We start from the raw sequence: 24,233 nt of genomic DNA, 5'->3' as shown, positions 1-24,233 counted from the left end.
ACACGCCCGTGAACTTCCAGCAGCTGCGATCCTTCCGCGAAGCCCAGCGCCGCGGCTTCAACCTCACCGAGGTGGCCCAGGCGCTGCACACCTCCCAGCCCGGCGTGAGCCGCCAGATCCGCGAGCTGGAGGACGAACTCGGGCTGGAGCTCTTCGTGCGCTCCGGCAAGCGGCTGCTGGGCCTGACCGAACCGGGGCGCCATGTGCTGCCCATCGTCGAGCGCCTGCTGCGCGAGGCCGAGAACCTGCGCCGCGCCGGCGAGGACTTCGCGCGCGCCGGCCAGGGCACGCTGCGCATCGCCGCGACGCACAGCCAGGCGCGCTACGCGCTGCCGCCGGCGGTGCGCGACTTCCGCGCCAGCCACCCCGAGGTGCTGCTGCACTTCAAGCAGGGCTCGCCGCAGCAGGTGGCGCAGCTGCTGCTGGAGGGCGAGGCCGACCTGGGCATCGCCACCGAGGCGCTGGCGCTGCATCCCGAGCTGCTCACGCTGCCCTGCTACCGCTGGACCCATACCGTGCTGGTGCCGCCCGGTCACGCGCTGGCGCGCGAAGCCGCCGAGGGTCAGGTCTTGACCCTGGAGCGCCTGGCGCGCTTCCCCATCGTCACCTACGAGAGCGGCTACACCGGGCGCTCGCACATCGACGCGGCCTTCCACGCCGCCGGCCTCGCCTTCGACGTCAGCCTGGTGGCGATGGACGCCGACGTGATCAAGACCTATGTGGAGCTGGGCCTGGGCGTGGGCATCGTCGCGGCGATCGCCTACGACGAGGAGCGCGACACCCAGCTGCGCGCGATCGACGCGCGCCATCTGTTCGCCGACAACCTGACCCGCCTGGCCGTGCGCCGCGACGCCTACCTGCGCGACTACGTCTACGACTTCATCACCACCTTTGCGCCGCCGCTGACGCGCGCCGAAGTGGAGTCCGCGCGCGCGCAGACGGCCGCGCAGACCGAGTAAGCACAGACGGCTTTGTTCGTTCACGCCCCGCCCGGGGCTGCCTAGAGTCGGCCTCCACAAGACGGCCCGCTCCGCCAGGGCGCAAGCCGCCAGGCTCCCGCGACACGCGGGCGCGCCTGCCCTCTCGTCACCTCATCAAAGGAAGAAACATGCTGTCCCGTGCCCCGGGCCGGCCGACGCCTCTGGCGTTGGCGCTGCTGGCCCTTGCCTCCCTGTCCTCCACCGCCGTCCAGGCCCAAGAAGCCGCGCCGGCGCAGCCCGCCGCCCAGGCCGGCGCGCCCCTGCCGCAGGTCGTGGTCACGGGCTCTCGCCTGGGCCGGCTGCAGCAGGAGGGCGCAACGCCGGTCACGGTGATCAAGGCCGAGGACATCGATCGCCTGGGCTACCGCAACGTCTCCGACGCGCTGGCCGCGCTGACCGAGAACTCCGGCTTCACGCAGGGCGAGGACTTCGGCAACACCTTCACGCCGGCGGCCAACGCGATCAGCCTGCGCGGCCTGGGCCCCAACCACACGCTGGTGCTGGTCAACGGCCGCCGCCTGACCGAGTACCCCACCGCCTACGAGGGCTCGGTGAACTTCGTCAACCTGGCCAACATTCCGTCGGCGCTGGTGGACCGCATCGAGGTGCTCAGCGGCGGCGCGTCGGCCATCTACGGGTCGGACGCGGTGGCCGGCGTGGTCAACATCGTGCTCAAGCGCGAGCTCGACGGGCTGCAGCTCAACCTGCGCGCCGGCACCACGCAGCGCGGCGGCGGCACGAACGCGCGCGCCCAGCTGTCCGGCGGTTTCCAGAGCGGCGCGCTGCGCGCCGCCGCGGCGGTGGAACTGAGCGGCCGCGACCCCATCTGGAGCCGCCAGCGCCCCTTCATGGCCGACACCACGCTGAAGGGCGGCGCGCCCACGGTGGTCTTCGGCCGCCGCGACGTGCAGTCGCGCCGCTACGTGACGCCCGCGGACTGCGCGCCGGTGCAGGGCCTGTTCGAAGGCTCGGTGGGCCTGTACACCGGCAGCTCGGGCAGCTACTGCGGCAGCGGCCGCGTCTCGCCGACCTACTGGACCACGCAGACCGGCAACCGCAGCGCCCAGCTCGCCGGCGTGCTGACCTACACGCTGAGCGACCGGCACGAGCTGTTCGCCGACCTGCAAACCGGCTGGACCGACACCGAGAACAACACGCGCGGCCCGGCCTGGACCTCGGAATCGGCCAACCAGGGCTATTTCCGCAACACCGCCAGCAACCGGCTGGAGACCTGGTCGCGGCGTATCTCGCCCGAGGAGATGGGCGGCGCAGACCGCTTCAACCGCCACTGGACCGACCGCACTCACCAGGTCGCGCTGGGCGCGCGCGGCGACCTCTTCGGCAGCTGGAGCTACGAGGCCGCGCTAAGCAGCGGCTACTACCAGAACCGCACCCGCACGCCGCGCTTCCTGGCCGGGGTGGACGAGTTCTTCCTCGGCCCGCGCCAAGGCCAGGACGCGCAGGGCGTGTGGCGCTACACGCCCGACGAGAAGCGCCTCTACCGCCCGCTCAGCGCGCAGGAGTTCGACCGCATCGTCGGCGAAAGCTGGGGCCGCAACACCAGCTGGACCCACACGCTGTCGGCCAGCGCCAACGGCGAGCTGCTCGCGCTGCCCGCCGGCCCGCTGCGCGCCGCCGTCGTCGCCGAGGCGGGCAAGCAGGGCTTCAGCAATCTGTCCGACCCGCGCCTGGGCCAGGGCGTGTTCTACGCCACCAGCGAAGCCGCCGAGGTGCGCGGTACGCGCGACCGCAAGGCCCTGGGCCTGGAGCTGCAGCTGCCCCTGCTGCGCACACTGAGCGCCAACCTGGCCGCGCGCCACGACAGCTACCGCTTCGCCGGCCGCGACGACGCCAGCACCACCTACAACGCCGGGCTGGAGTTCCGCCCGCTGCCCGAGCTGCTGCTGCGCGCCCACCATGCCACCAGCTTCCGCGCCCCGGACATGAACTACATCTTCGCCGAGCGCACGCGCGGCTACTACAGCGGCTCCACCGACTACTACCGCTGCGCGAAGGCCGGCCTGCCGCTGGACAAGTGCGAGTTCGCCAACGTCTCGCCGGGCTTCAACTTCGTGCGTTCGGGCTCCAAGGATCTGCGCTCCGAGCACGGCAAATCCTGGGGTCTGGGCCTGGTCTGGCAGCCCACCCAGCAGCTGGACCTGAGCCTGGACTTCTGGAAGGTGGCGATCAGCGACCTGGTCACCAACCTCAGCGGCGACCAGGTGCTGCGCGACGAATCGGCCTGCCGCACCGGCCTCTACGACATCAGCTCGCCCAGCTGCCAGGCCACGCTGGCGCGCGTGGTGCGCAACCCCGAGGACGCACTGCTGCGCCCCGGCGAGGTCAGCGAGATCCGCGTCAACCCGATCAACGCGGCGCGCAAGAGCACCTGGGGCTGGGACCTGAGCCTGCGCTACGGCTGGAGCACCGCGAGCCTGGGCCGCTTCCAGGCCAGCGCCAAGTACAGCAAGGTGCGCAGCTACGTCTACCAGGCCTTCGACGGCGACGCCGCGATCAACCGCGTCGGCACCTTCGACTACGGCGACTGGCCGAGCCGGCTCAACACCAGCCTGAACTGGACCCTGGGCGACATCGGCGCCACGCTGAGCGCGCAGCGCAACGGCAAGGTGGCCCGCGACGACCAGGCCGGCTGGCTGGGCCCCTACTGGAACCTCAACCTGGACACGCGCTACCAGCTCAGCGCGCGCAGCACGCTGAGCCTGACGGTCAACAACCTGCTCAACAAGGTGCGCCGCGACGAGAGCGCGGCCTGGCCCTACTACCCGGTGGGCTACTACCTGCCCTACGGACGCCAGTTCTGGGTGGGCTTCGAGCACCGCTTCAAAGGCTGAGGGCTGAGGCCCCGCTCCCCGGCCCCGGCCTTTCCGGGGCCGGGGGAGCGGGGCCGGCACCGCCGCCCTCGCGCCTTCTGCGCGAAGCTGCTAAGCAAAGCACTTCTTCTTGGTTTCCCTCATGAAGGCCCTCGCCTACATTGGCAAGCCTCCCGCAACCCATCGGAACCCTGCCGTGAACGTCACCCGTCGCCTCGCTGTTTCGCTGCTGGCCGCCACCGCCCTGCTGGGCGGCGCCGCGCCGGCCCTGGCCCAGGCCCAGCTGCTCAACGTCTCCTACGACCCCACGCGCGAGCTCTACCAGGACTTCAACCGCGCCTTCGCCAAGCACTGGCAGGCCAAGACCGGCGAGGCGCTCGGCATCAAGCAATCGCATGGCGGTTCGGGCAAGCAGGCGCGCTCGGTGATCGACGGGCTGCAGGCCGACGTCGTGACGCTGGCGCTGGCCTATGACATCGACGCGCTGCACGACCATGGCCAGCTCGTCCCGGCCGACTGGCAGAAGCGCCTGCCCCACAACGCCTCGCCTTACACCTCCACCATCGTCTTCCTGGTGCGCAAGGGCAACCCCAAGAAGATCAGCAACTGGCCCGACCTCGCGCGCAGCGGCGTGGAGGTGATCACGCCCAACCCCAAGACCTCGGGCGGTGCGCGCTGGAACTATCTGGCCGCCTGGGGCTATGCGCTGAAGCAGCCGGGCGGCAATGCCGATTCGGCCAAGGCCTTCGTCAAGCGCATCTACGAGAACACCAAGGTGCTGGATTCCGGCGCGCGCGGCTCCACGACCACCTTCGTCGAGCGCGGCATCGGCGACGTGCTGATCGCCTGGGAAAACGAGGCCTATCTGGCCGTCAAGGAGCTGGGCAAGGACAAGTTCGAGATCGTCACGCCCAGCATCTCGGTGCTGGCCGAGCCGCCGGTCGCGGTGGTCGACAAGGTGGTCGACAAAAAGGGCACACGCAAGCAGGCCCAGGCCTACCTGGAGTACCTGTACAGCCCCGAGGGCCAGGAGATCGCGGCGCGCCACTACTACCGCCCGCGCGACGCCAAGGTCGCGGCCCGCTATGCCAAGCAGTTCGCCGCCACCCAGCTCTTCACGGTGGACGAGCTCTTCGGCGGCTGGCGCCAGGCGCAGAAGCAGCACTTCGACGACGGCGGCCTCTTCGACCAGATCTACGCGCGCCGCTGAGCGCGACCGAGGGCCGCCGCGTCCGGCGGCGGGCCTCCCGTATTCCGTTTGTCTCCTCGGTCGGTCCTGGTTTCACCGGGGTCTGTCACTGCCGACCGTTTGCTCTGTGCGAGCAGCCCCGTTCCGGGTCACCGGGCGGGGCTCTTTTTTGTGTCAGCGTGTGTCGGCGTCGCGTGGACCGGACGCCGTGGTGGCTGCGGTGGCGCTGCCCTGGTCGCGCAGCAGGCGCTGCATCAGCGCGAAGAAGCGGTCATAGAACTGGCCCGCCGGCACGGTTTCGGAGGCCACCTTGACCAGCGATTCCTGCGTCGAGGACAGCGGCACCGAGATCGAGCCGATCGCGGAAACGCCCAGGCTGGTGGAGTTGGCGCTCTTCTTGACCGCGTAGCGGTCCTGCAGCGCCGACACATAGGCCGTGGCCAGCTTGCCCCCATTGCCCTCGGGCACGCAGACGATGTTGAAGCTCAGCTCCACATGCACCTCGCCGTCGGGCTGGAAGCGCTTGCGGCCGGAGATGGAGTCGGGCTGACCGGTGGTGATCACATAGCCCTGGCTCAGCAGCGCGCGGCGCGCGGCCTCGCAGGTGTCTTCCACGCTGGCGTCGAACAGGCGCGAGAAGGTCTCGTCGGCCTGGAAACGCTCGTTCTGGTAGACCGAGGTCCGGCGCGACGCGCCGCTCTCGCTGCCCAGGCTGCCGCAGCCGGCCAGCAGCGCGGCGGCGGCGACGGCCGCGAGCCAGGTGCGGGTCAAAGATGCAGACATCGCGAAACGTCCCTGATGTACAGGCAGCCATTATCCCCGCCACCGCCTTCGCCCGTCCGGGCGCAGGGCGAACCGCGGACGCCAGGGTTCAGCGCTGACGCTTGCGCTGGTACATCACCAGGTCGGCCTTGTGCATCAGGCTGGCCGCGTCGATGCCGTCATGGCGGTAGACCGACCAGCCGATGCTGGCGCTGAGCGACAGCGCCTGGCCCTGCAGCAGCGCCGGGCGGCCCAGCTGCTCGGCGATGCGCGCGGCGATGGCGGCCGCGGACTCGCGCGAATCCACCCCCTGCAGCAGCACCAGGAATTCGTCGCCGCCCAGCCGCGCCACCAGGTCGTCGGCCGAGACCGCGCGCTTGAGCCGCTGGCCCGCCTCGCGCAGCAGCGCGTCGCCCGCGGCATGGCCCAGGCTGTCGTTGACCTGCTTGAACTCGTCCAGATCCACGAAGAGCAGCGCGAAGCTGCCGCCCAGCACCGCGGCGCGCTCCAGCTGGTGCTGCAGCTCCTGCTCGGCGAAGCTGCGGTTGGGCAGGCCGGTGAGGCTGTCGCGGAAGGCCATGGCCTCCAGATCGCGGCGCTCGTACTCGGGCGAGAGGTCGCGCACCACGCCGACGAAGCGAATGCCGGTCTCGTCGGAGATGTCCGCCACGGTCAGGTGGATGGGGAACAGCCCGCCGTCGCGGCGTCGCGCCATCTCCACGCGGCCGACGCCGATGATGCGCGGCGCGCGTCCGTCCAGGTAGTGGTTCAGGTAGCTGTCGTGCAGGCTCTGGTGCGGGTCGGGCATCAGCGCGTTGATCTTGCTGCCGATGATTTCGCCCGCGCTCCAGCCGAACAGGCGCTCGGCCGCGGCATTGAAGGAGCGGATGCGGCCCTGCTCGTCGATCACGATCACGCCCTCGCTGACACGGTCCAGCGCGCTGCGCGCCACGCGGCGCAGCGACACCAGCCGCCGCGTCGCGACGAAGCGCTCGTGCAGCGCCAGCGGCTCCAGCGGCTTGGCCAGCACATAGTCCACCATGCCCGGCGCGCGCAGCGCCAGCCGGCGCCAGTGCGCGGCATCGTCGACCAGCAGCATGATGGGCAGCCATTCGCTGTGCAGGCTGGAGCGCAGCCCCTCCAGCAGGCTGAGCAGGGCGTCGTCGCCCATCGCGTCGTCCAGCAGCACGCAGTCGGCGCGCTCCTGCACGAAGCGCTGCAGCGCGCTGCCGGGCTCGGGATGCAGCAGCAGCTCCAGCTGCAGGCTGTCGCGCAGCGCCAGCAGCGCCTCCGCCACCGCCGACTGGTCCGACACCAGCAGCACGCGCAAGGGCTGCGGGCGACCGGGCTGGCCGGCGACCGCGGCAGCGGGCGCGGGCCGAGCCAGCGAGGCCAGCGAACCGGCCTTGCGCGGACGGGTGGCATACCGGGCCGTCATCGGGGGGCCTCGGCACGCAGCGGCAGACAGCTCCGTTCTTGCATCTTGTTTTCCGTTGAGCGTCCGCTACGGGCCCGCTCCCCCGCGCCGCGATGGCCGCTCGGGGTCAGGCCCGGTGTCTCCGGATGGGCTGTGGCAATACGTCACTTCTTGATGTGACTCTCGGCACGGACGCCGGCCGGGAATCTACTGGAAGGGCGGGGGGCTGCCAAATATTCGCTGCACCGTTTGACAACTGTCAAGCAACAACCCGGATGTCCGACAGCCTGGCGTCAGCCTCACGGCCGATCCACCCGGCCGGGATGTCCCCTGTTTGCAGTCAGACCGGGAGCAGGAATTGCGCGAGACTCGGCCGACCTCCGCCCTCCCAACCCCCTCTGCCCCATGCCGCAACGCCCCAAGAGCCAGGCGCTGGACCGCCTTCTCCGCAGCCCCGAATACCTGATCCGGCGGGCGCACCAGACCGCCGGCAGCCTGTTCGCCAGCGCCTGCGCGGAACTGGACCTGACCCCGTCGCAATACGCCGCGCTGTGCGCGCTGGCCTCGGCGGCGCCGCTGGGCCAGAACGAGCTGGGCCGGATGATCGCGCTGGACCGGGCGACCACCTCGCTGGTCGTGCGCCTGCTGTGCGGACGCGGCTGGGTGGAGGGCCGGCCCGACCCGCAGGACCGCCGCCGCCTGCTGCTGGAGCTCAGCGCCACGGGCCGTGAACGGCTGCACGAGGCCGAACGGCTGGCGCGCCGCGCCCGGCGCCGGCTGCTGGCCGCGCTGGACGACGAGGAAGAGGCCTTGTTCCTGCACCTGCTGGCGCGCCTGGACCAGGCCCACGGCGAAGCCTCGTCCGACTGAACGGCGTGAACGGCGGCCCGCCGCCTCTTGATGTCGGTCAATCCAAAGGCGGCGGCGCCGACGCAGCATCGTGATCTCCGGTCTTTTCTCCAGAAGGAGCCACGATGTACGCCAAGATTCTCGTGCCGGTCGACGGCAGCCCCACCTCCGACGCCGGCCTGGCCGAGGCGATCAAGGTCGCGCGCCTGTGCGGCGCCCAGCTCCATCTGATGAACGCGGTGGACCTGCATTCCTTCGCGATGTTCTCCAGCGCCGGCCTCGGACTGACGCCGGAAAACTTCGACCTGCTGCGCGAAGGCGGCGAAAAGGTGCTGGCCGCGGCGCGAGCCCAGGTCGAGGCGGCCGGCCTGCCGGTGCAGACCCATCTGATCGAAAGCCTGGCCTCGCGCGTCAGCGACCTGATCGTTCAGGAAGCACGCGACTGCGGTGCCGAACTGATCGTGCTGGGCACCCACGGCCGGCGCGGCGCCAGCCGCGCGCTGCTGGGCAGCGACGCCGAGATGGTGCTGCGCCAGGCGCCGGTGCCGGTGCTGCTGGTGCGCGGCGGCTGAGGCCGCGCGGGGTCAGGTCTTGCGAGGGCTGAAGAAGCCCTCGATCTCTTCCAGCGTGCGGCCTTTGGTTTCGGGCAGCAGGAAGGCGGCCGTCAGGAAATAGACCAGCGTGCAGCCAGCCCAGAAGAAGAACATCGCCGCATAGCCGTGCTGACCCACCGTGGGCAGGAAGACCGCCGCAATGGAGGTGGACACGAACTGGTTCACCAGCAGCGCGATGCTCATGCCGTTGGAGCGTATGCGCGTGGGCATCAGCTCCGACAGCGCCAGCCACACGCAGACGCCCGGCCCCACCGCGAAGAAGGCGACACAGGCCAGGATGGCGAGCGCCACCCAGCCGCCGTGCGCGGCGCTGGGCACCGCGCCCAGGCGCGCCGAGGTGATCTGCAGCGGCGCCTGCGCCGACACGGCTGGATCGGCGAAGGGGTTCAGGTGCAGGCGGCGGAAGAAGGCGCCGATCACGCTGTCCGGCTGCACGGTGTCGGCACGGCTGATGCGCAGCGTGGCACCGGTGATCGCGTCGCTGCGCAGGGTCTGCACATTGCTGAACTCGCCATAGGCCCAGGCCACGGTCAGCAGCTGCGCGCCGGCCGCCGGATCGGCGCCCAGGCGGCGCCACTGCGCCTCGTCCAGCTTCAGCAGCAGCGCATCGCCCTGCTGCTGTGCCGCCAGGGCCTCGCGCACGTCGCGCTGGCCGCGCTCGGCGCTCTGGAACAGCAGCGCCGCGGCGAGCAGCGATACAACGATGCCGCCACTGCCCAGCATGAGCAGGAACTTGCGCCCCTTGCGATCCACCAGGCTCACCGCCAGCACGGTCACGGCGGCGTTGAGCAGCTTGATCGCGACATCCGCCCAGTTCGCCATGGAGCCGGGCAGGCCCGCGGTGTTCAGGATATTCACCGCATAGGCCAGGATGGAGTTGATGCCGGTGGCCTGGGTGCAGGCCAGCACCAGGCAGGCAAGCAGGAAGGGCAGCACATAGCGGCGCGACAGCAATGCGTCGCGCGCGCCGGCACCGGAGGCCGTCCCGGCTCCGCTCTGCGCGATCTCCTTCAGCTGGGCGCGGGCCTGGTCCTCGGGCAAGCTGCGGCTCAGCGCGCTCAGCGCGTCGGCGTCACGGCCGCGGCGCTGCAGCCAGCGCGGCGATTCGGCCAGCAGCAGGCCGCCCAGCGTGAACACCAGCCCGGGGATGAGGCACATCCAGAAGATGCTGCGCCAGGCCTGGTCGCGTGCCGCGAACACCGCCTGCTCCACGTTGACGCCGGCGGCCTGGGCCGCGGCGCTGGCCGACTCCACCGAGTGCGCCTGGACCAGGCCGATCAGCGCGGCCACCACCAGGCCCACGGTCAGCAGCAGCTGGAACATCGCGGTGCCGCGCCCACGCCGGTCGGCGCTGAGGCATTCCGCCAGATACAACGGCACGACGACGCCGATCAGGCCGCCACTGATGCCCTGCAACAGCCGTCCCAGCAGCAGCGGCGTGTAGCCGTCGGCCAGCGCGATCAGCGGGATGCTCAGCGTGAACAGCGCGCCGGCCAGCACCATGGCCTTCTTGCGCCCCACCGCGTCGGCCAGCGCACCGGCGAACAGCGAGGACAGCACGCTGCCCAGCAGCACCGCCGCGACGATGAAGCTCAGTTGCTGGGCGCTCAAGCGCCAGGCCGTCACCGCGGTGGACTCCAGATAGGGCAGCGCGCCGGCGATGATGCCGATGTCGATGCCGTACAGCAGACCGCCCATGCCGGCGATGAAGAGCTGGTAGCGCATGTAGCGCAGCCCACTGAGGGCGGCGCCGCGCGCCGCGGGGAGGGGGGCGGTGGCGTTCATCGGGGGTCCTTGTCTCCGGGTGTTGTCCTTGTGTCTCAGGGCGATGCGGCCAGCGGCACGTCCAGGCCCTCACTGACGACCTGTCGCAGCGCCAGCGCCTCGTCCAGCACCACCAGATCGGCCCAGGCGCCGGGCGCCAGGCGGCCGCGGTCCTGCAGGTCCAGATAGTCGGCCGGGAAACGCGAGCAGCGCTGCGAGGCCAGCGCCAAGTCCTGCCCCAACGCGACCAGGTTGCGCAGCGCCTGGTCCATGGTCAGCGCGCTGCCGGCCAGCGAACCGGTGGCCAGGCGCACGCAGCCGGCACACTTGTAGACGCGCTGCGGGCCCAGCGCGTACTCGCCATCCGGCATGCCGGTGGCCGCGGTGGCGTCGGTGATCGCATAGAGCCGCGGAATGGCGCGCAGCGCGACCTGCATCGCGCCTGGGCTGACATGCTCCAGGTCGGGGATCAGCTCGGCGTACTCGGCATGCGCCAGCGCAGCGCCCACGATGCCGGGTTCGCGGTGGTGCAGCCCAGTCATGCCGTTGAACAAATGGGTGAAGCCGGCGGCGCCGGCGCGCAGCGCGGCCACCCCGTCCTCGTAGCTGCCGGCGCTGTGGCCCAGCTGCACGCGCAGGCCCAGCGCGGCCAGCTCGGGGATCAGAGCCAGGTGGCCCGGCATCTCGGGCGCCAGCGTCAGCACGCGGATGGGCGCGATGGCATTCAGGCGCGCCACGGCCTCGCGCGTCGCGGGCACGGTCAGCGGCGGCTGCGCGCCCAGCCGGTGCGGATTCAGGAATGGCCCTTCCAGATGCACGCCCAGCACGCGCGCGCCGTCCGCGGCCTTGTGCGCGATCGCGCCGGCCAGGCCCTGCAGCGCGCGCAGGATGTCGCGCTCGTGCGCGGTCATGGTGGTGCCCAGCATCAGCGTCGTGCCATGGCGGGCATGGGCGCGCGCCACGATGGTGGCGCTGTCGCCACCCTGCATGATGTCCACGCCGGCGGCGCCGTGCACATGCAGGTCGATGAAGCCCGGCAGCACGATGCGGTCCGCGCGCACGCCGTCGCAGGCCTCGATGCGGCGCACATGGCTGTCGTAATGCAGGCGGCCGGTGATCCAGCCCTGGGGCGTCAGCACGCGGCCTTCGACGCTGCGCGGCGCAATCTCGGCCATGCTCACTCCGCCACCAGCAGCTCGATGCCCAGGCGCTGCAGTCCGTCGCGGTACTCGGGGCTGATGCCGGCGTCGGTGATCACCACGTCCACGCGCTCCAGCAGCGCGATGCGGTGCAGGCTCACGCGGCCGAACTTGGACGCATCGCTGAGCACGATGACGCGGCGCGCGCGCTCCACCATCTTGCGGTTCAGGCTGGCCTCGGCCTCGTGGTGGGTGGTCAGTCCGAACTGCAGGTCCAGCCCGTCCACGCCCAGGAACAGGGTGTCGAAGCTGTAGGCGTTCAGGCAGGCCTCGGCCTGCGCACCATGGAAGGACAGCGACTGCTTGCGCAGCAGCCCGCCGGTCAGCATGACCTCCACGCCCTGTGCATTGGCCAGCTCCCAGGCGATGTTCAGGCCGTTGGTCATCACCGTGACCTCGCGATGGTCCAGCAGGTGGCGCGCCAGCGGCACGGTGGTGGTGCCGGAGTCGATGATGATGTTGTCGCCCGGCTGCACCAGCCGGGCCGCGCAGGCGCCGATGGCCTCCTTGAGCCCGCTGTTGAGGCTGTCGCGCTGGCGCACGCTCTGTTCCTGCGGCGGCGTGCGGATCAGGGTCGCGCCGCCATGGTTGCGCGTGGCCAGGCCCTGCAGCTCCAGCTGCGCGAGATCGGTGCGTATGGTCACCGCCGACACGCCGGTCAGCGTGACCAGGTCCGACACCTGCACGCTGCCCTGCTTCACGAGAAGCTGGAGGATTTGTTCGCGCCGCTGGCTGGTGTTTCGCATGGTTTCGATTCCGTTTCGAACAAGCGGTCCAGCTTAATGGTTCGAAAGGACTTGCGCAGTATTTCTTTCGTCCGGCTCCCGCGGCGGCGCTTCGTTGGCCTCGCAGGCGCGGGCGTAACGGGCCAGCAGCGAGGCGACCTTGTCGCGCGCGAGGTCTTCGGCACGCGCGGCCAGCCGCCCCTCCAGCACGGCCTGCGCCTGCTCGGGCAGGAACTGGCTCAGCAGCGGCAGCGGCAGCGGCAGCGGCTGGGCGTCCAGGTTGGCGATCAGGCGCTGCAGCGCCACGCGCACCGGCGCTTCGCCCCAGTAATAGCGGCAGCGGTCGCTGAGACCGTAGGCGCGCAGCAGGCGCTGCGTCTGCGCCGAGCCGGGATAGTGCTTCTGCCAGTGGCGCGGCTGCGCCAGCATGGTTTGCTCCAGGGTTTCGACCAGGCGCGAGCACTGCGCCTCGGGCAGCAGCTCGCGCTCCAACCGGGCCAGTGCGAACCAGGCCTCGCGCAGCGCGAAGGTGGCGGCCGGGCCGACCTTGAGGATGGCGAAGTGGTCGCGCACCATGGCATGCAGCGAGGCCTCGGTCTGGTAGTCGGTGGAGTGCGCCTCGTAGACCAGGCCGGGCTGGCCTTCGATGAAGCGCGACAGCGCCGCGGCGGCGCCGCGCTCGTAGTGCTGCACCGAAGTGGGATCGAAGTCCACGCCCGGCTGCACCACCATCGCGACGACACGGCGCCAGGCCTCGCGCAGCGCGGGCGTGGCGGCGAAGGCGCGGCGGTGCACCTCCAGGGTCTGCGCCGCGGCCTCGGGTCGCGTCACCGCGACGCCCCCGCCCAGTTGCGCCTCGCCGCCCGGCACCGGCACCTCGGTGCCGATCACGTACACCGGCGGCGCCAGGCCGGCCTCGCGCGCGGCGGCCTCCGCCACCTCGGCCAGCTCGGCCGAACGCTGCGCCACCAACTCATCGGGCAGGCGCGCCGGATCGTCGGCGCAGGCCATGCTGCAGTCCAGATGGATCTTGTGGAAGCCAGCGCTCACATAAGCACGGATCAGCTCGCGCGCATGGCCCATGGCCTCCGCGGCGCCCAGGTGCTGCCAGGCGTTGGGGCCCAGGTGGTCGCCGCCCAGCACCAGCTGCGCCGGCGCCAGCCCGCAGTCCCGTGCCAGCGCGTGCACCGCGTCGCGGAACTGCGGCGGCGTCTGGCCGGTGTAGCCCCCGAACTGGTCCACCTGGTTGGAGGTGGACTCGATCAGCAGCAGCCCGCCGCGCGCGCGCGCCAGCTGCATTGCCGCCTGCAGCACATGGGTGTTGCTGCAGCAGACGCTGGTGATGCCCACGGGCTCGCCGCGACGGTGGGCGGCGATGCGGTCCAGGATGGGAGAAGAGAAGGCCATGGCGGAGATCCGGGGTCGTTGCGGGAGCGGGAAAAGGGCGCGGCTCAGCCGCGGCTGCGCTGGCGCGCCAGCAGCGCCGCGCCGCGCGCGCCGCCGGCATCGCCGAAGCGCGGCGCCAGGATGGGCGGCACGCGCGCGCCGCGGAACAGGTGGCGCGCCACCGCGGCGGGCAGCTCGTCGTAGAGGCGCTGCAGCTTGGACAAGCCGCCGCCCAGCACGATGGCATGCGGGTCCAGCGCCAGCACCAACCCGGCCAGCCCCTGGGCCAGCAGGTCCAGGTGCTGGGCCAGGGCTTCGCGCGCCAGCGCGTCGCCCAGCGCGGCGCGTTCGTGCACCTGGGCGGCGTCCAGCGTCTGCCCCTGCGGCGTCGCGCTGCGCAGCCGGTACAGCGTGGACAGCCCGCTACCCGAGACATAGCGCTCCAGGCAGCCACGCAGACCGCAGGGGCAGTCCAGCAGCGGCAGGCCGTGGCGCTGCAGCAGCGCCGCCGGCACCGGCCAGTGCCCCCATTCGCCGGCCAGGCCGTTGTAGCCAGCCACCAGGCGTCCGTCGACGCAGAAGCCGCCGCCGGCTCCGGTGCCCAGGATGGCGCCGAACATGCTGGGCAGCCCGTCGGCCGCGCCGCCTTGCGCCTCGGACAGTGCGAAGCACTGGCAGTCGTTGCCCATGTGGACCGGACGGCCCAGGCGCTGCTGCAGCGCCGGCGCGACGCGGCGGCCGTTCAGCGCTGGTACGTTGGAGCTGATCTGGCAGCCGCTCGCGGCGTCGGTGACTCCGGGCATGCCCAGGCCTATGGCCGTGGCTGCCCGGCCCAGCCTGGCCTCGGCCTGCTGCACCAGCGTGGCGATGCCGGCGATGAAGGCCTCGAAATCCGTCGTCGGCGTCGCGATGCGTTCGCGCTGCACGACAGACAGCCGCTCGTCGCAGGCGACCAGCTCGATCTTGGTGCCGCCGATGTCCAGGCCCAGGTAGACCGGTCCCTGGGCCGGCTGGGCGGCGTGTTCAGCGTCCGTCATGGCTGTGAATGGTGACGCCCTGGACGACGCGGTTGACCGTGCCGTCCGGGAAGGGGTTGTCCGGCGTCAGGCCCAGCGCGACGGACTTGTTCAGCGCCAGCAGCTGCGCGGCGATCAGCCACAGCGGAATCAGCCAGACGTCGTCCAGCGCGGCGTCGCCTTGGGGCAGATCCGGCACCGGCAGGAAGGAGGGCAGCGCCTCGGCCTCATCCTCGGGCCCCAGGGTGAGCACGTGCGGCGCGACGCCATCGCGGCGCAACTCCTGCACGAGGTCATGCTCATAACGCCGCGCCACCTCGCCGCGGCTGCGCAGCACCACGACCAGCGACTCGCCATCCAGCATGGACTTGGGCCCGTGGCGGAAACCCAGCGGGGAGTTGGCGACCGCCATCACGCGGCCGCTGGTCAGCTCCAGCACCTTGAGCGCGGCCTCGCGGGCCAGCGCCTCCTGCGCGCCGCTGCCCAGGTAGACGATGCGCTGCACCGGCTGCTGCGCCAGCGCCTGGACCGGCTCGGCCCAGCGGCGCAGCGCGGTCTCCGCGAGGCCGGCCAGGCGCCCGATGCGCGCGATGCGCTCGGTCCAGGGGCCCGCGCCCAGCGCAGCCAGCGCGGCCAGCATCATCGTCGACAGGCTGCTGGTCATCGCAAAGCCGCGGTCGCAGCTGCCCTCGGGCATCAGCAGGTTCAGCGTGTCCTCGCGGCCCTCGCTGCCCGTCATCAGCTCGCCCTGGGCATTGCAGGTGATGTTGAGAAAACGCGGCCGCGCCACGAAGCCGCGCAGCAGCTCCACCGTGGCCAGGCTCTCGGGACTGTTGCCGCTGCGCGCGAAGGACACCAGCAGCGTGGGCTGTTCGGCACGCAGGTAGAGCTCGGGATGGGTCAGCAGACTGGTGCTGGCGATGGCGCGCACCTCGGCCGGCCAGGCGGCGTTGAGCGTGTCCGCCACCATCTCGCCGATATAGGCCGAACTGCCCGCGCCGGTGAGGATCACGCGATGCCCCGGCTGGCTCAGCCAGTCGCCCAGAAAGCGGTCGATACGCGGCTGCTGGCCCCCCAGCGTCGCCGCCAGCGCGCGCCAGATGGCGGGCTGGTGATCGATTTCCTCGGCCGTGTGCAGGCCACCCAGGCGCTGCCAGTCTGTGTTCTCGCGGTGCAGTAGTGAGCTCATTGCAGGTTCCATGTGCCGCGAAACGATAGCCCCTAACTTTCGAACTGTCAAACAAAGAAAGTTTTTACTTAGGATTCGAAAGTTGCCAACAAAAGAAACTTTTCGATTCCGGTGGGAGCCAGGCCCAGACAACCGCCAGACCCGATGAGCAAAGGCCGACGCCTGCCTTGCGCTGGACCGGAGTTCCGCCGTCCCAACGATCTTGCACGCACAAAAATGAAAAGATGTTGAGCGACTAGCGCCGAAAAAGGAAAGTTTGTTGCCTTTTGTCGCTCATGGATTACCCCTAAAAACTGTCATAACTTTCGATTCATGGTTTCGATTCGTTGACTTCTTTCGAAGCGGTTTCTAGAGTTTGCGCATTGGTTTCGAAACAGGCCGCGACGGCGGCGCGCAAGGACATCGAATGAAGAAGGCGGGACGGTCGGTGGGCAAGGGCAGGGCGGCGCGGGCGGCGAACCGGCGCATGCCGCTGCTGGCGGCAGGGCTGCTGGCGGGCGCGGGACTGGCCGGGGGCTGGGCCCAGGCGGCCTCGGTGGGGCAACTGCAGAAGCTGGAGCCCCTGCCCGCCGTCGACAACCAGCCGGGCAGCCAGCCCGGCGAGGACGGCGCAGCCACCCGCTTCGAGCTGCGCACCGACGCCGGCACGCGCATCCGCGTGAGCCTGCTGCGCGCCGACCTGATCCATATCCAGGCCGGCGCCAAGGGCCAGCTCAGTGGCGCCGGCGACAAGGCCGCGCCCATCGTGTTGCCGCGCCGCTGGGCCGAGGTGGAGCACCGCATCGTCGAGCACGCAGACCGCATCGAGATCCAGACCGCCGCGCTGACGCTGCGCATCCACCGCAAGCCGCTGCGCTTCGAGCTGTTGCGCGCGGGCGAGAGCGACGCGCTGTGGCGCGAGCTGCAACCGCTGGACCTGGCCGACAAGCGCGCGGTGCAGACGCTCAGCAGCCGGCGCGACGAGCGCTTCTACGGCGGAGGCCAGCAGAACGGTCGCTTCGAGTTCAAGGGCCGCCAGCTGGACATCTCCTACTCCGGTGGCTGGGAGGACGGCGACCGGCCCAGCCCCGCGCCCTTCCTGATGAGCTCGCGCGGCTGGGGCATGCTGCGCAACACCTGGAGCAATGGCAGCTACGACCTGCGCCTGGACGACCAGGTCAGCCTGGAGCACCAGGAGGGTCGTTTCGACGCCTATTACTTCGTCGCCGGCACCGAAGCCCAGGGGCTGCGCGAGGTGCTCGCCGCCTACACCGAGCTGACCGGCCGCGCCCGGCTGCTGCCGCGCTGGGCCCTGGAGTACGGCGACGCCGACTGCTACAACGACGGCGACAACGTCAAGAAACCCGGCACCGTGCCGCGCGGCTGGAGCGACGGCCCCACGGGCAAGACGCCGGACGTGATCGAGTCCGTGGCGCGCAAGTACCGCGAGCACGACATGCCGGGCGGCTGGATCCTGCCCAACGACGGCTACGGCTGCGGCTACACCGAACTGCCGCGCGTGGTGAAGGGGCTGGCCGAGCTGGGCTTCCGCACCGGGCTGTGGACCGAGGACGGCGTGGACAAGATCGCCTGGGAAGTGGGCCAGGCCGGCTCGCGCGTGCAGAAGCTGGACGTGGCCTGGACCGGCAAGGGCTATCAGTTCGCCCTCGATGCCAACCGCTCGGCCTACCAGGGCATCCTGGACAACTCCGACTCGCGCCCCTTCCTGTGGACCGTGATGGGCTGGGCCGGCATCCAGCGCTATGCGGTCACCTGGACGGGCGACCAGTCGGCCAGCTGGGACTACATCCGCTGGCACATCCCGACGCTGATCGGCTCCGGCCTCTCCGGCCAGGCCTATGCCACCGGCGACGTGGACGCCATCTTCGGCGGCAGCCCCGAGACCTACACGCGCGACCTGCAGTGGAAGAGCTTCACGCCGGTGCTGATGGGCATGTCCGGCTGGGCCGAGGCCGCGCGCAAGCACCCCTGGTGGTTCGACGAGCCCTACCGCTCGATCAACCGGCGCTACCTCAAGCTCAAGCTGCGCCTGACCCCCTACATGTACACGCTGGCGCGCGAGGCCGAGCAGACCGGCGCGCCGCTGGTGCGCGGGCTGATGTGGGACCACGCCGGCGATCCGCAGGCCGCCACCGAGGCGCACAAGCACCAGTTCCTGCTCGGGCCGGACCTGCTGGTGGCGCCGGTGTTCCGCAGCCAGGCCGCCAGCCAGGGCTGGCGCAAGGGCATCCACCTGCCGCAGGGCCTGTGGTTCGACTACTGGGACGGTCGCCAGGTGCAGGCCCCGCGTGAGGGCCGGCGCCTGGACCGCCAGGTGGACCTGGCCACGCTGCCGGTCTTCGTGCGCGCCGGCGCCATCCTGCCGATGTATCCCGAGGTGCTGTACGACGGCGAAAAGCCCAAGGACGAGCTGACCCTGGACCTCTACCCTCACGGTGAGTCGCAGTACCTGCTGTACGAAGACGACGGCAACACCCGCCGCTACGCGAAGGGCGCCTTCAGCGAGCAACGCATCCGCATGCAGGCGCCGTCGCACGGCGCCGCGACCGTGGGCGACGTGCGCGTGCAGATCGACCCGGTGCGCGGCGAGTACCAGGGCCAGGAGCCGGCGCGCCGCTACGCGCTGCAGCTGCATGCGCACGCCGCGCCGCAAGCCGTGCTGCTGAACGGCCGCGAGCTGCCGCGCGTCGCCGACCGCGCCGCGCTGGCGGCGCTGCCGGCGGACGCCGAGGGCTGGGTCCACGACGCCAGCGACCGCCAGGGCACGACCTGGGTGCGCAGCCGCCGCGTCGACATCCGCGAGGCGTTGGACATCCAGGTCCGCATCGACGCCGCGAGCGCGCAGACGCGCAGCACCGAGTTCGCCGACGCGCCCGAGACCGGCCGCGCCGTGGCGCCGGACAGCCTGCTGGTCGTGGGCCGTCCGGCCGAGGAGCCCGGCCACCCGCTGGAGAACGCCTTCGACGACAAGCCCGAGACCTGGTTCCGCAGCACGCGCAATCAGGCCCAGCGGACCGGCCCGCACGAATGGGTGCTGGGCCTGGGCGAACGCCGGCTGATCGACGGCATCGAGCTGGCGCCGCGCACCGACAAGCACTGGAAGCACGGCCAGGTGCGTGACTACGAGGTCTACCTGGCCGACAACAATGGCGACTGGGGCCAACCCGTCGCGCGCGGCCGCCTCAAGCTGCAGCAGGAGGCGCAGCGCATCGAGTTCCGCCCCAGCGCCGGCCGCCTGCTGCGCTTCCGCGTGCTGTCGGTGCACAACCCGGCAGGCGACGCCGCCAACGGCGCCGACCCCATGGTCAGCGCGGCCGGCGAGGCGCCGGCCAAGGCCTACAACGCGTTCGTGCCGGCCGAGGTCGGGCCGATCACGCTGTCGCGCTTCAAGGTGCTGGAGCACCAGGCGCCCGAAGGCCGGCCGCTGCAACGCGCGCTGTCCGAACTGACGCTGCCCGCCGGCATCACCCGCGACCGCCCCGCCAGCGGCGCCGACGCGATGCGCATGAACGGCCTGCAGTTCCGCAAGGGTCTGGGCATGCGCCCGGGCCAGCGCCTGGAGTTGCAGCTGGGCGGCCACTGGCAGCTCTTCCGCGCCGATCTGGGCATGGACGACAGCTGCCGCGCCGCCGGCGGCATGCAGTTCCAGGTCTGGGGCGACGGTCGCCTGCTGTACGACAGCGGCCTGGTCCAGGCCCCCGCGGTGGTCAAGCCGGAGCTGGACCTGCGCGGCCTGCAGCGCCTGTCGCTGCGCACCCTGGGTGCGCGCGGCGCCCAACCCGAGCGGGTCTGCGGCAACTGGGCCAATGCCCTGCTGCTGGGCCAGGAGGGCGACACGGTCCAGGCCCTGCCCACCGAACCGACCGCGGAACGCCCCCCCGCGAACCGCAAGCGCTGACACCCCCGAACCCCTGCCCGGCTCGCCGGGCGCAGAAATTCAACCAGGAGACGCGATGAAACCCACCAAGCTGATGGCTGTGCTGATGACCGCTGGGCTGTGCACCCCGCTGCTGGCCGCCGAGGCCCCGGCCAAGGACGATGACGCCAAGGGCGCGCAGAAGATGGAGAAGGTGGAAATCACTGGCTCCAGCATCAAGCGCATCAATGCCGAGACCGCCTCGCCCGTGCAGGTGATCGACGCCAAGCAAATCCAGGCCATGGGCGCGCGCACGCTGATGCAGGTGCTGGACAACCTGCCCGCCGCCCGCCCGGCGCAGCAGGACTACCGCTCCATGTTCACCGGCTCCGACGGCGCCTCCCAGGCCAACCTGCGTGGCCTCGGTGCCCAGGGCACGCTGGTGCTGCTGAACGGCCGCCGCCTGTCCTTCTACGGCGCGCCGGAAGGCTTCCAGAAGCAGTTCGTCAACATCGACTCCATTCCCGCCGCGGCAATCGAACGCATGGAAGTGCTGACCGATGGCGCCTCGGCCGTGTACGGCTCCGACGCGGTGGCCGGCGTGATCAACGTGATCACCAAGAAGAGCTACCGCGGCCTGGAGCTCAGCGCCACCGCCGACTTCTCCGACCGCGTGAGCAGCTTCGGCGAGCGCCAAGCCACCGCGATCTACGGCTTCGGCGATCTGGACCGCGACCGCTTCAATGTCTATGGCTCGGTGAATTTCTTCAAGCGCGATGCCGTCGCGCTGTCGGACACCTATGACAAACGCCCCGAGCACTTCTACGTCAACAACCCGAACTTCATTCCCAACTTCCGCATCGGCACCGGCTCCGAGCCGGGCGTGCTGAATCCCGGCACCTATTTCGTCTTCGACAAGGCCGCCAACAACGCGCGCTCGCAGGAAGTCGCGCCCGGCTGCCAGAACACGCTGAAGGAGGCCTCGGGCCAGCGCTGCATCTGGAACAGCCTGCCCTATGGGCTGGACGTGGTGCCCAGCTCCCAGCGCACCACGCTGTACCTGAACGGCCGCCTGAACATCAGCGACGCGCTGGAAGGCTTCGCCGAGCTGACCTACACCGACATCGACATGCGCGGCCGCAACGGCCCGCGCTCCTTCAACAGCGGCTCCACCATCAACTGGTACTCGCGCAACACCGGCAACACGCTCAACACCTTCATCTATCCCTACCTGGGCCCCAACAACGTCTACAACAAGGCCAGCCCCGAGCTCAAAGCCAAGATGGGCGGCGCCGTGGGCCTGAACTACCTGCTGCAGGACGCGACCGGCCACTTCGGCCAGCGCAACACCGACAACAGCTACCGCGCGCTGGCCGGCGTGCGCGGCACGCTGGGCAACTGGGACTTCGAGACCGCGATGTCCGTCGCCGGCAGCCACTCGGTGCTCTATCAAACCATCAACATCAACACCAAGGGCTTCGAGAAGGCCTTCGGTCCCTTCACCACCGACCCGGTCACCGGCCGCAGCTACATCGCCGACAACCCGGCCTACCAGTTCGGCGTGATCAACGACAAGAACGCCGCGCTGATCCGCGAGGCCTTCCCGACCTTCGACATCCAGTCCCGGACCCAGCTCATCACCTGGGACGCCAAGGTCGAGGGCACGCTGTTCAAGCTGCCCGCCGGCGAGGTGCGCAGCGCCTTCGGCGTGAACCTGATGCGCGAGTCCTTTGTGACCCCGGGCAACCCGGACGCCGCCAACGGCCTGATCACCCAGCAGGGCGGCTCGTGGTTCGACGGCAAGCGCACCATCGGCGCGGTGTTCGGCGAGGCCGTCGTGCCGCTGACCAAGACCCTGGAGATGGACGTCGCCGCGCGCGTGGACAAATACCCCCACTTCGCCGCCAACGTGGCGCCCAAGGTGGGCCTGAAGTACCGCCCCATGCCCGAGCTGCTGCTGCGCAGCACCTACTCCGAAGGCTTCCGCGCGCCCAACCTGGCCGAGTCCGGCGAGGGCGGCGTCTACGCGCAGGCGGGCGGCATCCGCGACACCGTGCGCTGCAACGAGACCAACGCCATCGCCAACCTGCTGCAGAAGTCCGTCTCGGCCACCGACCGCGACCTCGGCAAGCAGCTGCTGAACTCCAACTGCAGCATGACCATCGGCGGCCTGACGCCGCCCAACAAGAACCTCAAGCCCGAGAAGGCCAAGATCGCCACGCTGGGCGTGGTGTTGCAGCCCACGCGCAACCTGGACGTGTCCATGGACTACTGGTTCGTCTACCGCCGGGACGAGATCCAGCGCCAGGGCTTCAACGAACTCTTCGATGAGCTGGTTGCCAAGTACGGCCCCTCGCTGGCGGGCGCGCCCGGCGCCACCCGGCTGGCCATCTCCGAGACCGACCGTGCCAACATGGCGGCCGCGGCCGCGATGTGCGCCAACCCGGCCAACGCGGCGGCCTGCGCCGGCGGCGTGCCGGGCTACAGCGTGGGCAACCTGGCCGGCCTGATCAACAGCTATCGCAACCGGGGCCGCAGCCTGGTCGATGGCTTCGACATCGACGCCCGCGCCCGCTTCGGGCTGGGCGAATGGGGCCGCCTCAACGTCGGCGCCGCGGCCACCGTGATGAACCGCAACAGCTACAACGGCGACGACGGCAGCGGCTTCAGCGGCAACTACGTGGGCTACTGGAACAACCCGCGCCTGCGCGCCACGGTCAATGCCGACTGGAGCTATGGCAACTTCGTCACCAGCGTGTTCGTCAACTACACCGGCTCCACCAAGTGGGCATACGACGGCAGCGACACGACCAACGCGCCGGGCCAGTGCAAGGCCGCGGGCGTCTCGCTGCCCGAGAACCTGTGCAACGGCACGCCCTCCTACTACACGGTCAACCTGGGCCTGAGCTGGACGCCGATCAAGAGCCTGAAGCTGGGCCTCAACGTCAAGAACGCGTTCAACCGCAAGCCCTACTACGACCCGAACGGCTGGGAAGGCTACCCGCACAGCCAGAACCTGTTCGGTCGCATCTACAGCCTGTCGGCCAACTACAAGTTCTGATGACGCTCATGCAACGCAGAGAATTTCTTCGCAATGGTTCCGCCGCGGCGCTCGGTGCCGCGGCACTGAGCGGCGGCGCGCGTGCCGCCGCGGCCCCGCGCAGCCGGCTGCGGCTGGCCATGATAGGCACGGGCATGCGCGGCCAGGTGCTGCTGCGCGAGCTGGTGCGCCGCGACGATGTCGAGGTGGCCGCGTTGTGCGACATCGAGGCGCTGATGCTGCAGCGCGCGCTGGCCATGGTCGAGAAGGCGGGCAAGCCGCGCCCGGCCACCTTCGGCGTCGACGCGGCCGGCCGTGGCGACCCCATGGCCTACCTCAAGCTGCTGGAGCACCCGGGGCTGGACGGCGTGATCATCGCCACGCCCTGGGAGCTGCACGCCCCGATGGCGATCGCCGCGATGCAGGCCAAGGTGCCGGTGGGCTGCGAGGTCGTGGCCGGCGTCACGCTGCAGGATCACTGGGACGTGCTGCGCGCGCAGCAGAGCACCGGCACGCCCTACATGCTGCTGGAGAACGTCTGCTACCGCCGCGACGTGATGGCCGTGCTGCAGATGGTGCGCGCCGGCCTGTTCGGCGAGCTGGTCCATCTGCAGGGCGGCTACCAGCATGACCTGCGCGCGGTGAAGTTCAACTCCGGCGATCCCGCCAAGCCCTATGGCAGCGGCGTCGAGTTCGGCGCCAAGGGCTGGTCCGAAGCGCGCTGGCGCACCGAGCACTCGGTGCAGCGCAACGGCGAGCTCTACCCCAGCCACGGCATCGGCCCCTGCGCGATGTACGTCAACATCCACCGTGGCAACCGCTTCACCCACATCAACAGCTTCGCGAGCAAGGCGCGCGGGCTGCACGACTACGTGGTGAACAAGATGAAGGCCAAGGACCATCCCAGCGCCAAGGCCAAGTTCAAGCTCGGCGACATCGTCACCACCACGCTGGCCTGCGAGAACGGCGAGACCATCGTGCTGCAGCACGACACCTCGCTGCCGCGCCCCTACTCGCTGGGCTTCCGCGTGCAGGGCACCGACGGACTGTGGATGGACCTGAACCGCTCCATCCACATCGAGGGCATCAGCCCGCCGCACCAGTGGGAGGACTTCAAGCGCTACCAGGACCGCTTCGACCACCCGCTGTGGAAGAAGTACGCCGCGGCGGCGGAAGGCGCCGGCCACGGCGGCATGGACTACTTCGTGATTCATGCCTTCGTCGAAGCGCTCAAGGCCAACGCGCCCATGCCCATCGACATCTACGACGCGGTGGCCTGGAGCGCGATCACGCCGCTGTCCGAGCAGTCCATCGCCGAGGGCTTCAAGACCCTGGCCTTCCCGGACTTCACCGAAGGGCAGTGGAAGACGCGCAAGCCCATCTTCGCCTTCGACGACCGCTACTGAGCCACGGCGG

Annotated in this window: 16 protein-coding genes; 8 read left to right on the top strand and 8 right to left on the bottom strand. The window is 70.4% G+C overall.

The features are described from left to right. Window positions 1-8: 8 nt before the first annotated feature. The 3 genes from LZ017_RS05890 to LZ017_RS05880 all read left to right on the top strand — a co-directional run bounded on the left by LZ017_RS05890 (window position 9) and on the right by LZ017_RS05880 (window position 5,021). On the top strand, window positions 9-959 hold the full coding sequence (locus LZ017_RS05890) for a CysB family HTH-type transcriptional regulator (RefSeq protein WP_241299236.1): 951 nt from the start codon (window positions 9-11) through the stop codon (window positions 957-959). Between the two features lie 149 nt (window positions 960-1,108). Next, window positions 1,109-3,832 (top strand): TonB-dependent receptor domain-containing protein, encoded by a 2,724-nt coding sequence (locus LZ017_RS05885; protein WP_241299234.1) that lies wholly within the window; start codon window positions 1,109-1,111, stop codon window positions 3,830-3,832. Window positions 3,833-3,953: 121 nt separating this feature from the next. Next, a complete protein-coding gene (locus LZ017_RS05880; protein ID WP_374109885.1) occupies window positions 3,954-5,021 on the top strand; it encodes a sulfate ABC transporter substrate-binding protein in 1,068 nt (355 codons plus the stop codon). 153 nt (window positions 5,022-5,174) lie between these two features. Here LZ017_RS05880 and LZ017_RS05875 read toward each other — a convergent pair whose 3' ends face one another. Together LZ017_RS05875 and LZ017_RS05870 are read right to left on the bottom strand one after the other, a co-directional pair. Next, a complete protein-coding gene (locus LZ017_RS05875) occupies window positions 5,175-5,783 on the bottom strand; it encodes a DUF2242 domain-containing protein (protein WP_241299232.1) in 609 nt (202 codons plus the stop codon). Between the two features lie 88 nt (window positions 5,784-5,871). Beyond that, window positions 5,872-7,200 (bottom strand): diguanylate cyclase domain-containing protein, encoded by a 1,329-nt coding sequence (locus LZ017_RS05870; RefSeq protein ID WP_241299230.1) that lies wholly within the window; start codon window positions 7,198-7,200, stop codon window positions 5,872-5,874. Between the two features lie 384 nt (window positions 7,201-7,584). Here LZ017_RS05870 and LZ017_RS05865 point away from each other — a divergent pair, with 384 nt between their 5' ends. Together LZ017_RS05865 and LZ017_RS05860 are read left to right on the top strand one after the other, a co-directional pair. Then, complete coding sequence (locus LZ017_RS05865) at window positions 7,585-8,049, top strand: MarR family winged helix-turn-helix transcriptional regulator (protein WP_241299228.1); 465 nt, start codon at window positions 7,585-7,587, stop codon at window positions 8,047-8,049. Between the two features lie 104 nt (window positions 8,050-8,153). Beyond that, the gene (locus tag LZ017_RS05860; RefSeq protein ID WP_241299226.1) at window positions 8,154-8,600 is read left to right on the top strand and encodes a universal stress protein; all 447 of its coding nucleotides are present in this window, start codon (window positions 8,154-8,156) and stop codon (window positions 8,598-8,600) included. A 12-nt stretch (window positions 8,601-8,612) separates the two neighbouring features. On the opposite strand, the gene LZ017_RS05855 is transcribed toward LZ017_RS05860, so the two are convergent. The 6 genes from LZ017_RS05855 to LZ017_RS05830 are packed head-to-tail and all read right to left on the bottom strand — an operon-like array spanning window position 8,613 to window position 15,921. Further along, complete coding sequence (locus LZ017_RS05855) at window positions 8,613-10,427, bottom strand: MFS transporter (protein WP_241299224.1); 1,815 nt, start codon at window positions 10,425-10,427, stop codon at window positions 8,613-8,615. 35 nt (window positions 10,428-10,462) lie between these two features. Next, window positions 10,463-11,581: an N-acetylglucosamine-6-phosphate deacetylase gene (locus LZ017_RS05850; protein ID WP_241299222.1), complete on the bottom strand. Its 1,119-nt coding sequence runs from the start codon at window positions 11,579-11,581 to the stop codon at window positions 10,463-10,465. A 2-nt stretch (window positions 11,582-11,583) separates the two neighbouring features. Beyond that, window positions 11,584-12,351 (bottom strand): DeoR family transcriptional regulator, encoded by a 768-nt coding sequence (locus LZ017_RS05845; RefSeq protein ID WP_241299220.1) that lies wholly within the window; start codon window positions 12,349-12,351, stop codon window positions 11,584-11,586. Between the two features lie 33 nt (window positions 12,352-12,384). Further along, window positions 12,385-13,737 carry a D-tagatose-bisphosphate aldolase, class II, non-catalytic subunit gene (locus tag LZ017_RS05840; RefSeq protein ID WP_241299218.1) on the bottom strand — a complete coding sequence of 451 codons (1,353 nt, stop codon included), beginning with the start codon at window positions 13,735-13,737 and terminating at the stop codon, window positions 12,385-12,387. 44 nt (window positions 13,738-13,781) lie between these two features. Further along, a complete protein-coding gene (locus LZ017_RS05835) occupies window positions 13,782-14,753 on the bottom strand; it encodes an ROK family protein (RefSeq protein ID WP_241299216.1) in 972 nt (323 codons plus the stop codon). Beyond that, on the bottom strand, window positions 14,740-15,921 hold the full coding sequence (locus tag LZ017_RS05830; RefSeq protein ID WP_241299214.1) for an SIS domain-containing protein: 1,182 nt from the start codon (window positions 15,919-15,921) through the stop codon (window positions 14,740-14,742). Before LZ017_RS05830 ends, LZ017_RS05835 begins: the two co-directional genes overlap by 14 nt. A gap of 406 nt (window positions 15,922-16,327) precedes the next feature. Between LZ017_RS05830 and LZ017_RS05825 the strand changes: the two genes are divergently transcribed. The 3 genes from LZ017_RS05825 to LZ017_RS05815 are packed head-to-tail and all read left to right on the top strand — an operon-like array spanning window position 16,328 to window position 24,223. Then, window positions 16,328-19,819, top strand: coding sequence for a TIM-barrel domain-containing protein (locus tag LZ017_RS05825; protein WP_241299212.1), 3,492 nt, complete (start codon window positions 16,328-16,330; stop codon window positions 19,817-19,819). Window positions 19,820-19,874: 55 nt separating this feature from the next. After that, window positions 19,875-22,838, top strand: a complete 2,964-nt coding sequence (locus LZ017_RS05820; protein ID WP_241299209.1) for a TonB-dependent siderophore receptor — start codon at window positions 19,875-19,877, stop codon at window positions 22,836-22,838. A gap of 8 nt (window positions 22,839-22,846) precedes the next feature. Then, on the top strand, window positions 22,847-24,223 hold the full coding sequence (locus tag LZ017_RS05815; RefSeq protein ID WP_241299207.1) for a Gfo/Idh/MocA family protein: 1,377 nt from the start codon (window positions 22,847-22,849) through the stop codon (window positions 24,221-24,223). The last annotated feature ends 10 nt before the right edge of the window (window positions 24,224-24,233 follow it).

The sequence above is a fragment of the Pelomonas sp. CA6 genome, assembly GCF_022549225.1.
Classification (GTDB): Bacteria; Pseudomonadota; Gammaproteobacteria; order Burkholderiales; family Burkholderiaceae_C; genus Roseateles.
Note: the sequence above shows the minus strand (reverse complement) of the source record. Positions and strands in the feature narration are given on the sequence as shown.

What these genes read in the sequence shown, in the direction of transcription:
- LZ017_RS05860 (WP_241299226.1), top strand. Translation starts at nt 8,154, where the DNA reads ATGTACGCCAAGATTCTCGTGCCGGTCGACGGCAGCCCCACCTCCGAC.
- LZ017_RS05875 (WP_241299232.1), bottom strand. Translation starts at nt 5,783, where the DNA reads ATGTCTGCATCTTTGACCCGCACCTGGCTCGCGGCCGTCGCCGCCGCC.
- LZ017_RS05825 (WP_241299212.1), top strand. Translation starts at nt 16,328, where the DNA reads ATGAAGAAGGCGGGACGGTCGGTGGGCAAGGGCAGGGCGGCGCGGGCG.
- LZ017_RS05840 (WP_241299218.1), bottom strand. Translation starts at nt 13,737, where the DNA reads ATGGCCTTCTCTTCTCCCATCCTGGACCGCATCGCCGCCCACCGTCGC.
- LZ017_RS05880 (WP_374109885.1), top strand. Translation starts at nt 3,954, where the DNA reads ATGAAGGCCCTCGCCTACATTGGCAAGCCTCCCGCAACCCATCGGAAC.
- LZ017_RS05855 (WP_241299224.1), bottom strand. Translation starts at nt 10,427, where the DNA reads ATGAACGCCACCGCCCCCCTCCCCGCGGCGCGCGGCGCCGCCCTCAGT.
- LZ017_RS05870 (WP_241299230.1), bottom strand. Translation starts at nt 7,200, where the DNA reads ATGACGGCCCGGTATGCCACCCGTCCGCGCAAGGCCGGTTCGCTGGCC.
- LZ017_RS05835 (WP_241299216.1), bottom strand. Translation starts at nt 14,753, where the DNA reads ATGACGGACGCTGAACACGCCGCCCAGCCGGCCCAGGGACCGGTCTAC.
- LZ017_RS05830 (WP_241299214.1), bottom strand. Translation starts at nt 15,921, where the DNA reads ATGAGCTCACTACTGCACCGCGAGAACACAGACTGGCAGCGCCTGGGT.
- LZ017_RS05815 (WP_241299207.1), top strand. Translation starts at nt 22,847, where the DNA reads ATGCAACGCAGAGAATTTCTTCGCAATGGTTCCGCCGCGGCGCTCGGT.
- LZ017_RS05845 (WP_241299220.1), bottom strand. Translation starts at nt 12,351, where the DNA reads ATGCGAAACACCAGCCAGCGGCGCGAACAAATCCTCCAGCTTCTCGTG.
- LZ017_RS05885 (WP_241299234.1), top strand. Translation starts at nt 1,109, where the DNA reads ATGCTGTCCCGTGCCCCGGGCCGGCCGACGCCTCTGGCGTTGGCGCTG.
- LZ017_RS05865 (WP_241299228.1), top strand. Translation starts at nt 7,585, where the DNA reads ATGCCGCAACGCCCCAAGAGCCAGGCGCTGGACCGCCTTCTCCGCAGC.
- LZ017_RS05820 (WP_241299209.1), top strand. Translation starts at nt 19,875, where the DNA reads ATGAAACCCACCAAGCTGATGGCTGTGCTGATGACCGCTGGGCTGTGC.
- LZ017_RS05850 (WP_241299222.1), bottom strand. Translation starts at nt 11,581, where the DNA reads ATGGCCGAGATTGCGCCGCGCAGCGTCGAAGGCCGCGTGCTGACGCCC.